Genomic DNA, 13,953 nt, shown 5'->3' with positions numbered 1-13,953 from the left:
AGAAGGAAGCAGGGTATGGCGGAGACACAGTCACCCGTCACCTATACGGTGTTGGTCATGTCGGGTGGGGGAACATCGGATGGCGCCGCCGTGCGCAGACAACAACCTGCGGAAGGAGTTGCCACCACATGGAAATGGGTGCAGCAGAACACCCTCGACGGGGTGGACGCACTCATCGCGCGGAGGCTCCAGACCGCGAAATTCGTTCAAGTAACCAGGACGCCGCTTGCGCTCCCGACCAGGCCGTTGTTGACGGTGATGGCCTCTGCCCCGCCACCGCAACGAGGGTGGTCCGACCGAACGTTCTACGTCATGGACGCGGACACTGTGCACGCCAGCCAGCCGACTCGACACGAGGTCGAGTTCGCATACAAGCCGCGGGCTCGTCGCCTTGTCTTCACCATCACCGCCGCGGTGCGCCGGTCTCTCGGAACGGCCACCCACGTCCACGTTGCGTATGCGGATGACTTCGACCTGGACCTACTGAGGCAGCTCAAAGCGCGTCTGGCGGAGGCAACGCGAGCGCCGCTGGTCGTCGACTTGTGGTCACCGGGGAACCTCCCCGCATTCAGCGGCAGCTCGGACCTCAATGTCCGGCAACAGCAAGCGTTCACAGCGATGACCTTCGGCGGGCCCTGGCTGATATGGGGCCCACCCGGTACGGGCAAGACAAAGGTCATCGTGGACGCTGTTTCGCACGCCCTGAAACGTGGTCGATCCGTTCTCATCACCTCACATACCAACGTCGCGGTAGACAACGTGGTCGAGTCCGTCGTAGAAACGGTCGATAAGCCTGGCAGCGTGATTCGCGTCGGCGGACGTTCCGGAGGCTTGACCCGCACAGTGAGCGAGCACCCATGGCTCACGGTCGACAAAGCTGCCGCTGCCTTGACGAATCGGGTCGAAAAACTCGAGACCATCGCGGCCGCGCTCAACGAGAACGCCTCACATCCCGATCGCACGCACCTGGAGTTGATCATCGAGAAGCTGGAACAGGGCAGGGGCGCAAGGGTCGAGACTGCACTCCGCGCACGCGAGGCTGCCGACCTTGCGGGCTCGCTGGCGCAGGACATCTCCGTCGCGGAATCCGAACACGCGCGCTTCCAAGCCCACATTGCGGAACTGGATCGGTCCGCCGTTCGCGAAACTGATTACGCGTCCGATCTGGCTGACCTGACTGCCCACTTTCAGCTGGCGTCCAGATCATCGGAGGAATGCTCTCTACAACTCGCTGTCACGGAACAGACACTCGCTTCCTTACACGTCGCGCATTCGAACGCTGTGGTCGAGTGGTCCAACGCAACGTCAGCACGCCAGACCTGGGCTTCGGGCTTGCCCTGGCGCCGCCGTCGAACCGAGGACCGCGTGCGTCGTGCTGCCGAGGTTCGCGATGCGCTAGCCAACGAAATCGCCGCGGCTGGTGCCCGACGCGCGGATGCGCGTGAACTGGTGTCGCGGGTGAGCGCGAACGCGTCCACTCTTTCGGCGCAGATAAAGGTGCGTAAAGAAGCACTCGCACGTGCTCGGGCGTTGAAGGCTCAGAAAGACGAGCTGGTCAAAGCTGACGCTGCACGCGCGCACGCGACCCGTCGACTACGCGACCAGTACGAGACAGTGGCAACTGCCGCGGACGCCGTACCCGATCGCGACAGCACCATCGCAGAGGCTCTGGCCGATGGAACGCTGGATGCCTTGACAGACAGAGAAATCTACAACGAACGGGTTGCCGCTCTCGAAACTGCGGCGCGAGAGCTGGACGGTCGGAAGAAACTTCTCGATGACGAGTACGCGGCAACCAAGAAGTTGCTGCTGGAAGAAGCGCCGATCGTCGCATGCACATTGGCGACGTTGGGTGGCAATTCTCAACTGTCGAACCGCCGGTTCGACACTGTGATCGTCGATGAAGCGGCGTCCGCACAGATCGGTGATCTCGTTTACGCGGGTTCGAAGGCCGATCGGTCGCTCGCGTACGTGGGAGATTTTCTCCAGAATGCTCCGATCACCGACACGGACGATGCCATCACCGAACGAGACCGGCGGATACTGCCCTGGCAGAAAGACGACATTTTTCGACTACTCGGAGTCACAAATCGTGCTTCTGCAGAGACTAACTCACGCTGCGTCGCGCTCAACACACAATTTCGCTACCCACCCATATTGGCCGACTTGGTCAACGAATTCTGCTACGACGGTCTGTTGGAGAGCTCCTGGAGTAATCCCGGAGGTACTGCAGAATCTCCGTATGCAATTTTCGTCGATACCTCCGCTCACCCCGCCCAGGGTTTACGGCGCGACGGCACGTCGTGGGTTCATCCCCTAGGACTTGATCTCATCGAGGCGATATACGCCAGTCATCGCGGAGACAGCCAGGTATCGATGGGAATGGTGAGTCCGTACGCCGCGCATGCATCCAGGGCGGGCTCCCTGGCGCGCCGCAAGAACATAAACATCGAGTGCGGGACGGCTCACAAATTTCAGGGACGCCAATACGGGGTAGTGATTCTTGACCTCATGCAGGGCTCGGAAGGCCTGCGTTGGGCAGCAATGGCTGATCTGTCCGGAAACGAACGGGAAGTATCAGCAGCCAAGTTGTTGAACGTCGGTATAACGCGTGCGCAACAACGGTTGTACATCATCGGCGACTGGAGCGTCGTTCGCCGTACGGAGAGTCCAGGGATGGTCGCGATAGCGAATCTGCTCGGGCGACCGGACTTCGCGCTCGTCACCGCAGCGGAAGTTCTGTCCGGTGACACTGATGACCCCGCGGCGCGCACGGCCCGGACTTCTGCAGAAACACATCGCTTTTGACCGAGGAACAGCAGGCGCTGCGGTGAAGTGTCGCGTAGTAGTCAGGCGACAGGACCTTTACCGCGGACGACGGAAAGCTTGTTCCGCGGAACTCACCAGAGACACGTATCCCTTGAAACGCGGATGGTTTCTACCCGACCCCGCCAGGATGAAGCCATGCAACTAGGACCAGAAGGACAGCGACTTACACGAGTGCTCGTCGATTTCGACATCTGTCTCGAATTCGAACGCGGAGACAGCATCGCACTCGGCGACTTTTCGATCGATGGGCCGAAGACCCCCGCTTCGCCTCCGAATAACGTCGGTTACGCAACCATCGCGCAGGGTCTCTCCCTTGCGCTGCAGATGATAGGCGCCACGTGTGTATCGGCAGAGGTCAACGAGTCCGGCGACCTCTCGGTCGTCTTCGCTGACGGCACGGCGATCTCGTCGCCGCACAGTGATGGTGAGGCATGGGAGTTCAGCGGATCGAACGGCGGGCGAGTGATCTCAGGACCGACAGGGGATTTATCGATATGGACGACGTGATCAGCAAGACTTACGACTCAGCTGGGCCTGCACGTGGTAGCACCGTCATTCGGGAAGCCTTCGATTCCGTTTTCACCCTGCACTTCTCCGACCACAGTTCGATATCCGTCACCAAGTCGTTCGCGCTTCGAGAGGCCGACGGCACGACCTCACTCCTTACTGTGTCTCCGACCTGTCTTGCCCCGCACGCATTGGAGCTCGTAGGGCTCATCGGCATGGAGGTTGCCTCAGTCGATGCGGGTGACAACGCGATCCGGCTCGTTTTCACATCGGGCATCTCCTTAGTGCTTCCTCGATCAGCTACGGATCATGTTGATCGATGATTGCACCGAGCAAGGAGCTGTCCACGCTGAATCAACTGCGGAATGGATGGACCAGTGAAGAACGGGAGATTTGAGGGCTACGAGCTGGCCCGCGTAGTCACAGACAACCTTGCTCATCTGAAGATCGGTCGTGGCGACCTCGTGCAGATCCTCGAAACAGCCGGGGATGGCTACCTGGTTCAGGCCGTCAACATGAACGAAGACCTTGAGATGCCCTGGGGCGGCGCTGCACACGACGACATGGAACCGTCCGACGGAACGGATGAGAACGGCAACTCCCTCATCGGACCCATCCCCGGTCCGCGTAAATGAGAACCACGTGCAGCTCGAATAAATCTGTCGGTGCCTCACGGTATAAAGATGATGTCGGCATTCCTTCTCGAGAAGGCACCTCGCTGATATTCACGTCTACTCGACAGAAATGAGCAGTATGGAACTACCCACCCCTGCCCGCACGCCAACCGACCCACTCGTATTCACCATCGTCGTCGAGGTCGATCTCCGCTTCGAAGACCTGACACCCCACCGCCGTGACGATCTGATCAGCAGCGTCCGCCACGACACCGAGCACATCCGCACAGTGCACCTGGACAAGTCACCGCTAGGAAACGCGCTCGTCTGCCTCGACTCCCCACACACCGACTGGGTGAAGGCAGGACTCCAGGCTTTCCACATTTCCCGGACTCGGCGATCTGCCGGCATGGTCGCACGACGCAGACCCCCGCCGCTGCTCGACAGTGATCGTCGAGGTCGAACCCGAGAACGCCACCACGCGCCACCTCCGCGACGACCGACTGACGAAGGTGCTCGACGATCCTCGCAACGTGCGGCTGAGTCGCTCTGCGGCCGGGCGACCGCAGGTGATCCTCGAACAGCGAGTGCTACCGCTGAGCGCTGCACTCTCGATCGCCAAACCGTCGATCACGCTCGATCAAGACCGCACGATCACCCGAGTCCGGTCCGTGCGTGCCGACATCTACCGGGCCGAGGTCGCTCTCTACGACGACGTCATCGAAATCGATGCAGCTCAGCCGCGGCTGCCCGAGTGGCGCTACGTGACCGACGACGGTGATCGGACCGTCGTCGTCACCGATCTCCGGGTCCGGCTCGAAGGGTGGAGCATCATCCACACGTCCGTCGACGGAATCACAGACACCAGCGACTTCGGCTTCGGGGCCGTCTGGCGCGACGACGACGGAAACTTCAACTCCGTCTGTGACGGCGACATCCTCGATGCCTGGGAAGCGCCCATCCCGCAGGGCTCGAACCTCGACGCATTCGTCGTCCACGGCACTCGGCTCGACGTCGATCCGTGGGACGCGATGACGGAATGGCTGGCCGAGTCCATGTACGACCAGCCCTTGGGCTTCCTGATCGAACTCGGTCCGCAGGACTACGACGAGTCCGCCGACAGCCCCGTCGTCTGCGCCCAGGTCGTCTTCCTCAGCGACGGCGTCCTGATGCTCAGGCTGTCGAAGCAAGTGCTCGAACGACTGTCGTTCGCGGACTACTCGTCCGACGGTCTCACCCTCGATATCTGGCACTACGACGGATACTTCGACGACTGCACCGATGGCTACCTGTTCACCCGCGACATCCGACTGCTCGCCCAGACCTGCACCTCGTGGTTTCGAGACAAGGCAGGTTTCGACACAGCCGATGCGCTCGGATGCTCCTATCGCACCGCCGATGAACTCCCCCGCTCCTCATGATCCCCACTACCGAATCGGAGACCCCGATGACCGACAGCCCCCTCGCCGCCACCTTCAGAGCAACGAAACTCAAGCAGATGGATTCCGCCGCAATCGTTTTCGCGATCGACCACGAAGTCGATCACGATCGGGTCGACCTCGGCACACTCCGCTATGCGATAGAAATTGCCACGGCCGTCCACCTGTCGCAGACCCGCATCGGCCGCGCCACCTACCCGGTGGATCCGTACATCGTCCACCCGCTCAGGAACGTCCTGCGTCTGATCCGGCTCGGCTGCGCCGACACCGACGTACTCGCCGCCACTGCACTACACGACACCGTCGAAGACCAACCCGAGAACATCGTAAAGGTGCTCGGTGCAGCTCAGGACCCGTCAGTCGAGAACGCACTCCTGCTGATCGAAAATCACTTCGGCCCTGAGACCGCGAGAATCGTTGCGGCAGTCACCAACCCACCGATCTCCATCCCTTTGACGAAAGCAGAGAAAAACGCCGCCTATGCCCAGCACGTTGCGGACGTCATCACCGACCCCAATGTCTTCCTCGTCAAATACACCGACTTCATCGACAACGCCGGCAGCGTGCAGTATCTACAGGACGACGCCAAGCGAGCGAAACTGCAGGCCAAGTACGCGCCATTGGTACCGATCTTCGGCTATGCCCTCGACGGACTGACAACGGCACTCGATCTGAACCCAAACGGCCTCACGGTCATCGAAGCGAAGCTGTCGAGACTGGCCGCAAGCCTGGCGGGTTGATCGGAATTCAACCCTGGCGCAGACCAACAGCCGGAGCTTACTGCACCGTCCAGCCCGGAAACCCGCCCAGCTGGCTAGCCTGAATGCACTGCAGGTCAGGAAACGAGAACGCGCAGAATGGACTCGGCAACCAGTACAGGTTTGTCGGACCGGTCGCATTCGACGATGTAGGTGGTGGCTACCTGCACTCCACCGTCGACGTTGGTCACGTCGGTCACTTCAGCACTCAGTCGGATTCGAGATCCGACCGGCGTCGGCGCGGGGAATCGAATCTTGTTGTAGCCATAGTTCAGAACGTGGGGAAAGGCCCCGAAGTCGAACAGGCTCTGCGACAGAGCTTGTCCCCGGGAGAGCGTGTACAGGCCGTGTGCGATTGTCCCACCGAACGGCCCGTCGGCAGCTCGAACGGTGTCGATGTGAATCCACTGGAGGTCACCGGTCAGCTCGGCGAACTCGTCGACCTGCTTCTGGGAGACCTCGTCCCAGTCCGTCGGCCCGAGACGTCGACCGGTCTGCTGGCGTAGGTCATAGATGGACCTCGGCGAAAACAGTGCGGTCATCGGAGTCCCGCTGCCACTGCGTTGTTGAACTCGGAGGACCCGGTCAACCCTTGTCCGCCGTCGACGACGATTCGGGTGCCGGTCATGAACGCTCCGAGTGGTGACACCACCACTGCTGCCATGGCTCCGATCTCCTCGGTGGTTCCGTAACGACCGAGCGGGATCATCCGGGTCCAAGTTTCTCTGCCCGCGACTTGCTCCAGTCGCTTCATGCCCTCGGTGCCCTCGATCGGACCGGGTGCGACGGAGTTGCAGCGAATTCCGTACGGGCCCCACTCAAGGGCGAGGTTGCGTATCAGAGAGTCGATGCCGGCCTTGGCTGCACCGACGTGAGCTTGGTACGCGAACGGCAGGTACGCCTGCGCGGCGGAGATGAACAGCAGATTGCCTCGAGTTTCACGCAGTTGCGCGAACGCAGCGTGCGATGCGTTGAACGTGCCGAGCAGGTCGATGTCGACGACGGTCTTGAACCCGTTGGCGCTGATGTCCTCGGCACGCGCAACGAAGTTGCCTGCCGCGCCGCACACGACGACGTCGGCCGGACCGAGTGCGTCGGCCGATTTCTCCAGTGCGGCCGCGACGGCTGCGTGGTCACGAACGTCGGCCACCGACGTGACGACGCCGTTGCCGAAGGTGCGCAGGTGCTCGGCGGCAGCGTCCAATTTCTCCTGGGTGCGGCCACAGATCGCGACGTCCGCCCCGAGGCCGGCGAACGTACGGGCGATCCCGAGATTGATTCCGCTGCCACCGCCGGTGACGAACGCGGTCTTACCGGCCAACAGCTTGTCGGACAACAGGTCCAGAATCATTCTCGACTCACCTCTTTTCGCACGGACGAACCTCCGGAGGCGTGGACGCCTTCCGGCGACCATCCGACCAACTTTCGCTTCAACAACTTGCCACTCGCGTTCTTCGGAAGTTCGGCCACGAACCAGAATTCGGTGGGCACCTTGTAGCTGGCCAACCGCGACGTGCAGTACTCGGCCAGTTCCGTGGGCGAGGTGTCCGATCCGGAGCGCAGCACGACCCACGCCCGGACCGATTCACCCCACCGTTCGTCCTCGACGCCGACGACCGCGATCTCCGAGATGCTGGGGTGCTCGGCCAGGACGTGTTCGATCTCGAGCGGGTAGATGTTCTCGCCGCCGCGGATGATCATGTCGTTGGCCCGTCCGCTCAGCCACAGGTAGCCGTCCGCATCGAGGTAGCCGAGATCGCCTGCGCGGAACCAGCCGTCACCGGGCAGCGTGCGCGCACTGCGGTCGGGCATGTCCAGGTAGCCGGACATCGTCGAGTTGTTCCGCGTGACGATCTCCCCGATCTCACCGACGGGCAGGTCGTTGAGGTCGTCGTCGCAGATGCGTAGTTCGACGCCCACTCCCGGCCGGCCTACCGAGCCCAGCAGCCGATCCTCGCCTGCTGCTGCTCGACGATGGTCGGCGGGCGTGAGCCAGGTGACCGCGCCGTTCTCGGTGCCGGCCCCGAAACAGTTTGCGAAATCGCAGCCAAACAACGCCATGGCACTGCGCAACAACGCCGGTGGCATCGGTGCGCCACCGTAGCAGATGAGCCGTAGCCGCGGGTAGGCCGCCTCGCGTGCGCCGGGCGTCTCCATCACCGTGTGCAGCATCGTGGGCACCAGGAACACCGCGGTCGGGCCGTCGTCGCGGGCGAGCCACCGTTGCACCTCGACCGGATCGAACTGCGGCAGAACCAGGACCGGTGTGGCCAGGTACAGGCACATCAAGACCTGGAAATACCCGGCGGAGTGGAACAGTGGCGACGACGTCAGGAAGAAGTCGTCCCGGCTCAGATTCATTTCGAGTATCTGCACCATGCAGCACGCGTGGGCCATCCGATACGAGGTCTGCACGCCTTTCGGCATGCCCGTCGTACCGCTGGTGTACGCGAGGATGGCGATGTCCTCGGCGCCGGCTCGGCGGGCCGGCGGCTCGGTGGTGGGCCGCTCACGCACGGCATCGTCGTAGAACTCTGCGGTCTCACCCGAATGATCGAGGCAGACGACCTTCTGGATCGACGTGTGCTTGTCCTGGATGCCGGCCAGCAGCGACTCGTAGCGACCGGAGTGGAACAGCAGACGCGGCTTCCCACTGTCGAGTAGCACGTCGACTTCGTCGCGACTGAGTCGGAAGTTCAGCGGCATGAACGTCGCGCCGATCTTCAGCGTCGCGAGCATCACTTCGATGTGTCGCATGCTCTCGGTCGCCATCGTCGCGACGCGGTCGCCCGTGCCGACGCCGTTCTCCACCAACAGATCCGCCAGCTGGTTGACTCGCTCGCTGACCTGGCGGAACGTCAGGGTCTCGCCGTTGGCGAGGACGAATGCGACGTTGTCCGGTGCGCGCCGGGTGGCCAGGCGCAGCCAGTCTCCCGGCAGGACGTTGAACGTCGTGTAGCTGCCGTCACCCGCGTAGGTGGTATCCGAGCCGGACGCTGCGTTCATTGCTCCACCATCTCGTGTTCGACTGCCGCGAACTCGTCCGCGCCGAAGTACGCTGCTTCGAGTTGCGAGCGGTCTGCCAACAAGTCCCGCGCGCTGCCTTCGAGTACCACCCGACCGTGATTGAGGACGACCGCTCGATCGGACACGGCCAGGGCCAGTTCCACGTGCTGTTCGACGAGTACCACGGCAATTCCTTCCGCCTGCGCGAGGTCTCGGATCGCGGGCAGCATTTCCTTGACGATCATCGGCGCCAGGCCGAGGCTCATCTCGTCGACCATCAGGATCTTCGGTTCGGACAGCAGGGCGCCGGCGATCGCGAGCATCTGCTGCTCACCGCCTGACAGCAGTCCCACCTTGCGAGACTCGATCTTCGCGAGCGCGGGAAAGCGTTCGAACACCAACTTTTCGCGGTGCTTGTCCGGCTTCTTGCGCGCAAGTCTGAGGTGGTCGCGCACGGTCATCGCGAAGAAGATTCCGCGATCGTCCGGGACGAGTCGCATACCTCGGCGGGCCATCATGTACGGACGCTTGTAGTCCACCGGAGCGCCGAGCACCGTGACCGTCCCGGACAGGGCGGGCAACATCCCGACGAGGGAGAGCAGCGTGGTCGTCTTGCCGGCGCCGTTGGGGCCGAGGATCGACACCACTTCCCCGGCACCGACGGTCAGGTTGAAATCGTTGATGGCCGGAACGCCGTTGTAGCCGGCGGTGAGATTCTCGGCGAGCAGCACTGTGTCAGACATTGGTCGTCTCCATGGGTACTCCGAGATACGCGGCCACGACGGCAGGATCGACTCGCGCCTGAGCCGGGGTGCCGGAAAAGATGATCTTGCCGAACTCCATGACGTAGATCCGGTCGCAGACACCGAGGACCAGCGACATGTCGTGGTCGATGAGCAGCACGCCCGGACCGTCCTGTGCCACTTCGCGGATCCGTTTCGCGAATTCCAGGCTCTCCTGCGAGTCCAGACCGGCGGCCGGTTCGTCGAGCAGGAGCAGTCGACAGTTGCCGACCAGAGCGCGGGCGACACCAACCAACTTCTGTTGTCCCAGAGTCAGATCGCGAGCCAGGGTCTCCTCGACGCCAACGAGTCCGACGGTGGCCAGTGCGTCCCCCACCTCCGGATCGACCACTTTGCGACGACGTCCGAACAGGTCACGCCACACCGCGGCGACACCACCCGGCCGCAGCGCCGCCACCACGTTCTGCGCCACACTGAGATTGGCGAAGAGCTCGCCCGACTGCCACGTTCGGGAGACGCCGGCGCGTCGCCGCTTGTGCGGAGGCAACGCGCTGATGTTCGAACCGTCGAGGGACACGTCACCTTCGGCCTGGGTGAAGCCGGTGACCGCGTCGACGAAGGTGGTCTTGCCTGCCCCGTTGGGTCCGATGAGCCCGACGATCTCTCCGGGAGAGACCGTCAGCGAGATGTTCGAGTTGGCCACCACGCCGCCGTACCGCACGGTGAGGTTGTCGGTCGAGAGACCGGACCCCGAGTTACTTGGCATCGGTCAACGCCACCTTTCGATTGCTGTCCGTGGTTCCGTCGGTTCCGCTCGGTGGACGTGCTGCCGTCGTCGTCGACTTCTTCCGGCGGGCGCGGATCAGGTCGGCGACCCGACTCGCCTCGCCTGCGATGCCGACCGGATTCATGATGGCCGTGATGATCAGCGCGATGCCGGAGATCAGGGCGTAGTAGTCACCGAGCTCGAAGAAGCTGTGCATCAGCACGTAGATGATGCCCAACGGTCCGATCACGCCGGCGACCGCGGCGCCGCTGAACGAGGTGATCCCGCCGAGGTAGGCCACCGCGAGCACCTGCAGTCCGACGAAGACCGTGAACGACTCCGCGGACAGCTGGCCGGCGCTGTAGCCGATGAGGCAGCCGGCGACGCCTGCGATGAACGCCGAGACACCGAACCCGATCAGTTTGGTCAACCGGACGTCGATGCCACTGGAGGCGGCGGCTCGTTCGTTGGCGCGCACGGCGAGGAACATTCGTCCGGTGTCACCGGAGGCCAACCGGATGAATCCCCACACCACCACCGCGGCGATGACCAGGACCGTCAAGGAGAACGCCAGACGCGCAACGTCACTGCCCTCGCGGACACCGAGGTTGAGTCCGAAGAAGCTCGGGTTCTCGATCGGATTGCCCGACGGCGGGGTGAGGCTGTAGTTGTTGAACACGAAGCGCTCGATGGCCAGGGCCGCGGCGATGGTCACGATGGCGAGCTGCGCGCCGCGAATGCGGAAGGCGGGCAACGCGACCACCATGCCGAGCAACGATGCGACCAGCCCGCAGAAGATCAGCGTGATCGGAAACGGCATGTTCCAGTTGGTCGAGACCTTCGACAACGCGAACCCGGCAGCGCCGGCGAAGGCCGACTGCGCCAGGGATATCTGACCCAGATAGCCGGTGATGACGACGTAGGACAGGGCCAGCAGCATCAAAATGATCGAGTAGGTGAGGCCGAACCGGTAGGTCCCGGACGTCACGGCCAGCAGCACTCCCACCACGACGATCACGATGGCCGCGGGGATCGGCTTGAACTGCGGGATCTTGACGTCCGGCAGTTTGATGGTTTGCAGCGATCCGCGCGAGGGCAACCGCCCACCGAACGCGAACAGGATGACCATGACGACGAGGAACGGCACGACCTGGTCGACGCCCGACTGGGCCCAGACCGGCCACCAGTCCTTGCCGACGAACAGGTTCAGCACCGACTGGAACGCACCGAGGACGAGCGAGGCGACGGCGATGACCGCGACGGACTCCATCCGCGCCACCAGCAACACGGCCAGCGCCGGCACGACGAGCAGCGTGTAGTTGAGCGGGTTGAGTCCGGTCAGCGACGCACCCAGGATGACGCCGAGGGTGCTGACGAAGGCCGCCAACACCATGGCGATCGCCGCGAGTCGGTCGGGCGAGAATCCGATCAGCGTTGCGCCGCGTTCGTTCTCGGCCGCGGCGCGAGTGGCGGCGCCCGCTCGGGTGAAGCGGAAGTATCCCCAGATCAGCGCCGAGAAGACGAGCATGATCGCCGTCATGATCAGTTCGGCGGAGGAGACCTCGGTGCCGAACACCTCGACCGTGCCGACGGGAATCAGCGAGTCGACGGCGATGTTGTTGGGCCCGAACCGAATCACGACCAGCGCCTGGACCGAGAGCATCAGGGCCACTGACACGACGACCTGGGCAAGGGCGGGTGCGCGGCGTACGGGCCGGAACACCAGGTAATGCGTGACCAATCCGAGCAGGATCGCCATGCCGAGCCCGATCGCCAACGCGACCGGCGTCGAGGGAACGTCCCCCAGTTCGATTCTGCCGATGGGGAGCACGAGGGCTCCGTCGATGCGCAGCTGCGCGAAGACGTACGCACCCCACATGGCGGTGGCGCCCTGCGCGAAGTTGATGATGCCGGTGGCCCGGAACACGAGCAGCAAGCCGTTGGCGAGTCCGATGTACACCGCGCCCAGGCCGAGGCCCAGCACGATGAACTGTATGTAGGTGCTCATTCACTTACTCCGATGAGTTGAAATGCTCGTGGCACGAGCCGTCACGCCGCAGGGACCAGCGACGGGTCGAGTTCGGTGTAGCCGCCCTCGTTCACCGGGGCGAGGGTGCCGTCCTCCTGGACCTCGAAGAAGATCGCCTGCTTGCTGCAGGCGCTCTCGATTCCGGGCCACTGCTGTCCGTCGCAGGTCACGGTCGGGCCTGCGAAGGTCGGAAAGTCCTTGACGTTCTTCATGGCCTCGGTGACCGACGCTGCGGTGATGTCGCCGCCTGCTGCGGTGAGGATGTTGGCGACGTTGACGACGCCGGCGAAGGAGTAGAGCGATCGCGCCGAGAGTTCCTCGCCCCGCCCGACGGCGTCCATGGCCGCGGTGTAGTCGTCGAGCTGTTCCTGAACTTCCTGCGGTGCAGCGTCTTTGGACAACGGGACCCACAGGCGCGGCTGGACGATCGCACCTGCTGCTTGCGGACCCATCGTGTCGATGAACTGCGAGCAGGATCCGGCGAAGATGGTGCCGCGGTAGCCCTGCTGCCGCAGCGCCTGGAACAACCCGGTGCACGCGTCCTCGGGTAGCGAGATGACGCCGGTGGCGTCGGGGTCGTCGGACAGCTGGGTCGCGGCGACCACGTTGAAGTTGGCGCCCGACGCCGGTGGGTACTGCGCCTCCATGGACATGCCCAACGCGCCGGCGATCGGCTTGATGAGCGTGTCGACGTAGGTGTGCGACGACGGGGTCTCGTTGACCGCCAGCGCCACCTTGGTCTTGCCGAGTCCGTCCAGCACCGACATGCTGCCCACCGCACTGACTTCGGTCGGCCCGGTGAGGTAGAACGTCTTGCCGTACTCGGCCTGATCGGCGATGGCACCGCCGGACAGCGTCCCGACGACGGGGATGTTCGCGGCCCCCAGAATCGGGATGGCTGCGCCGATACTCTGGTCGTACGCGTCGATCACCAGCGGAACACCCTTGGAGACAAAGCCGTTGGCGCAGTTGATCGCCGTCTCCGGGCTGCCGTCGCCGGCGCAGATGTCGAGTTCGATCGGACGTCCGCCGATGCCGCCCAGTACCTCGTTGACGTACTTGACGCCCGCCTCGAGCCCGAAGCCGGTCTGCGGATACGCCGCACCACCCTTGGTCGGCGCCTGCGCACCGATGACGATGGGCTCACCCGACGCCTTGACTCCTTCGAGCTCGGTCTCCGCGGCGCTTTGCGAACTACAGGCGGACAGAGCCAGCGCTGCAATACCGATCAGCGCACCGAACTGAGACTTCTTCATGGAGAT

General features: G+C 63.4%; 14 protein-coding genes. 6 read left to right on the top strand and 8 right to left on the bottom strand.

The annotated features are described in order from the left end of the window. The first annotated feature begins 15 nt into the window (after positions 1-15). From BH95_RS11480 to BH95_RS11465, 4 genes are all read left to right on the top strand, one after another. Entirely contained in the window at positions 16-2,808 is a 2,793-nt protein-coding gene (locus BH95_RS11480; protein WP_037182234.1) for a DEAD/DEAH box helicase, read from the top strand. A 123-nt stretch (positions 2,809-2,931) separates the two neighbouring features. Next, entirely contained in the window at positions 2,932-3,336 is a 405-nt protein-coding gene (locus BH95_RS30000; protein ID WP_371828321.1) for a DUF6188 family protein, read from the top strand. After that, on the top strand, positions 3,261-3,659 hold the full coding sequence (locus BH95_RS29995; RefSeq protein WP_371828317.1) for a DUF6188 family protein: 399 nt from the start codon (positions 3,261-3,263) through the stop codon (positions 3,657-3,659). Before BH95_RS30000 ends, BH95_RS29995 begins: the two co-directional genes overlap by 76 nt. Before the next feature lie 54 nt (positions 3,660-3,713). Next, entirely contained in the window at positions 3,714-3,971 is a 258-nt protein-coding gene (locus tag BH95_RS11465; protein WP_157773071.1) for a hypothetical protein, read from the top strand. Between the two features lie 124 nt (positions 3,972-4,095). On the opposite strand, the gene BH95_RS29790 is transcribed toward BH95_RS11465, so the two are convergent. Then, a complete protein-coding gene (locus tag BH95_RS29790) occupies positions 4,096-4,218 on the bottom strand; it encodes a hypothetical protein (RefSeq protein ID WP_279615043.1) in 123 nt (40 codons plus the stop codon). Between the two features lie 178 nt (positions 4,219-4,396). On the opposite strand from BH95_RS29790, the gene BH95_RS29530 reads away from it, so the two are divergent. Together BH95_RS29530 and BH95_RS11455 are read left to right on the top strand one after the other, a co-directional pair. Then, complete coding sequence (locus tag BH95_RS29530) at positions 4,397-5,371, top strand: hypothetical protein (RefSeq protein ID WP_244164934.1); 975 nt, start codon at positions 4,397-4,399, stop codon at positions 5,369-5,371. A 26-nt stretch (positions 5,372-5,397) separates the two neighbouring features. Continuing rightward, positions 5,398-6,129, top strand: coding sequence for an HD domain-containing protein (locus tag BH95_RS11455; RefSeq protein WP_037182423.1), 732 nt, complete (start codon positions 5,398-5,400; stop codon positions 6,127-6,129). Between the two features lie 95 nt (positions 6,130-6,224). Here the strand turns inward: BH95_RS11455 and BH95_RS11450 are convergent, their stop codons facing one another. Genes BH95_RS11450 through BH95_RS11420 form a run of 7 tightly spaced genes read right to left on the bottom strand, consistent with a single transcriptional unit; the run spans position 6,225 to position 13,947 of the window. Then, positions 6,225-6,689 carry a MaoC family dehydratase gene (locus tag BH95_RS11450; RefSeq protein WP_037182230.1) on the bottom strand — a complete coding sequence of 155 codons (465 nt, stop codon included), beginning with the start codon at positions 6,687-6,689 and terminating at the stop codon, positions 6,225-6,227. Beyond that, complete coding sequence (locus BH95_RS11445) at positions 6,686-7,498, bottom strand: SDR family oxidoreductase (RefSeq protein ID WP_037182229.1); 813 nt, start codon at positions 7,496-7,498, stop codon at positions 6,686-6,688. Before BH95_RS11445 ends, BH95_RS11450 begins: the two co-directional genes overlap by 4 nt. After that, positions 7,495-9,153: a class I adenylate-forming enzyme family protein gene (locus BH95_RS11440; protein WP_052060035.1), complete on the bottom strand. Its 1,659-nt coding sequence runs from the start codon at positions 9,151-9,153 to the stop codon at positions 7,495-7,497. Before BH95_RS11440 ends, BH95_RS11445 begins: the two co-directional genes overlap by 4 nt. After that, the gene (locus tag BH95_RS11435; protein ID WP_037182228.1) at positions 9,150-9,896 is read right to left on the bottom strand and encodes an ABC transporter ATP-binding protein; all 747 of its coding nucleotides are present in this window, start codon (positions 9,894-9,896) and stop codon (positions 9,150-9,152) included. The genes BH95_RS11440 and BH95_RS11435 overlap by 4 nt, the downstream gene beginning before the upstream one ends. Further along, the gene (locus BH95_RS11430; RefSeq protein ID WP_037182227.1) at positions 9,889-10,662 is read right to left on the bottom strand and encodes an ABC transporter ATP-binding protein; all 774 of its coding nucleotides are present in this window, start codon (positions 10,660-10,662) and stop codon (positions 9,889-9,891) included. Before BH95_RS11430 ends, BH95_RS11435 begins: the two co-directional genes overlap by 8 nt. Then, positions 10,652-12,670 (bottom strand): ABC transporter permease, encoded by a 2,019-nt coding sequence (locus BH95_RS11425; protein ID WP_037182226.1) that lies wholly within the window; start codon positions 12,668-12,670, stop codon positions 10,652-10,654. The genes BH95_RS11430 and BH95_RS11425 overlap by 11 nt, the downstream gene beginning before the upstream one ends. 41 nt (positions 12,671-12,711) lie before the next feature. Continuing rightward, positions 12,712-13,947, bottom strand: coding sequence for an ABC transporter substrate-binding protein (locus BH95_RS11420; protein ID WP_052060034.1), 1,236 nt, complete (start codon positions 13,945-13,947; stop codon positions 12,712-12,714). Between the last annotated feature and the right edge of the window lie 6 nt (positions 13,948-13,953).

Source organism: Rhodococcoides fascians A44A (genome assembly GCF_000760735.1).
Classification (GTDB): domain Bacteria; phylum Actinomycetota; class Actinomycetes; order Mycobacteriales; family Mycobacteriaceae; genus Rhodococcoides; species Rhodococcoides fascians_E.
Note: the sequence above shows the minus strand (reverse complement) of the source record. Positions and strands in the feature narration are given on the sequence as shown.

Coding starts and splice junctions, on each gene's coding strand:
- BH95_RS11480 (WP_037182234.1), top strand. CDS start 16: ATGGCGGAGACACAGTCACCCGTCACCTATACGGTGTTGGTCATGTCG.
- BH95_RS30000 (WP_371828321.1), top strand. CDS start 2,932: ATGGTTTCTACCCGACCCCGCCAGGATGAAGCCATGCAACTAGGACCA.
- BH95_RS29995 (WP_371828317.1), top strand. CDS start 3,261: ATGGGAGTTCAGCGGATCGAACGGCGGGCGAGTGATCTCAGGACCGAC.
- BH95_RS11455 (WP_037182423.1), top strand. CDS start 5,398: ATGACCGACAGCCCCCTCGCCGCCACCTTCAGAGCAACGAAACTCAAG.
- BH95_RS11450 (WP_037182230.1), bottom strand. CDS start 6,689: ATGACCGCACTGTTTTCGCCGAGGTCCATCTATGACCTACGCCAGCAG.
- BH95_RS11445 (WP_037182229.1), bottom strand. CDS start 7,498: ATGATTCTGGACCTGTTGTCCGACAAGCTGTTGGCCGGTAAGACCGCG.
- BH95_RS11440 (WP_052060035.1), bottom strand. CDS start 9,153: ATGAACGCAGCGTCCGGCTCGGATACCACCTACGCGGGTGACGGCAGC.
- BH95_RS11435 (WP_037182228.1), bottom strand. CDS start 9,896: ATGTCTGACACAGTGCTGCTCGCCGAGAATCTCACCGCCGGCTACAAC.
- BH95_RS11430 (WP_037182227.1), bottom strand. CDS start 10,662: ATGCCAAGTAACTCGGGGTCCGGTCTCTCGACCGACAACCTCACCGTG.
- BH95_RS11425 (WP_037182226.1), bottom strand. CDS start 12,670: ATGAGCACCTACATACAGTTCATCGTGCTGGGCCTCGGCCTGGGCGCG.
- BH95_RS11420 (WP_052060034.1), bottom strand. CDS start 13,947: ATGAAGAAGTCTCAGTTCGGTGCGCTGATCGGTATTGCAGCGCTGGCT.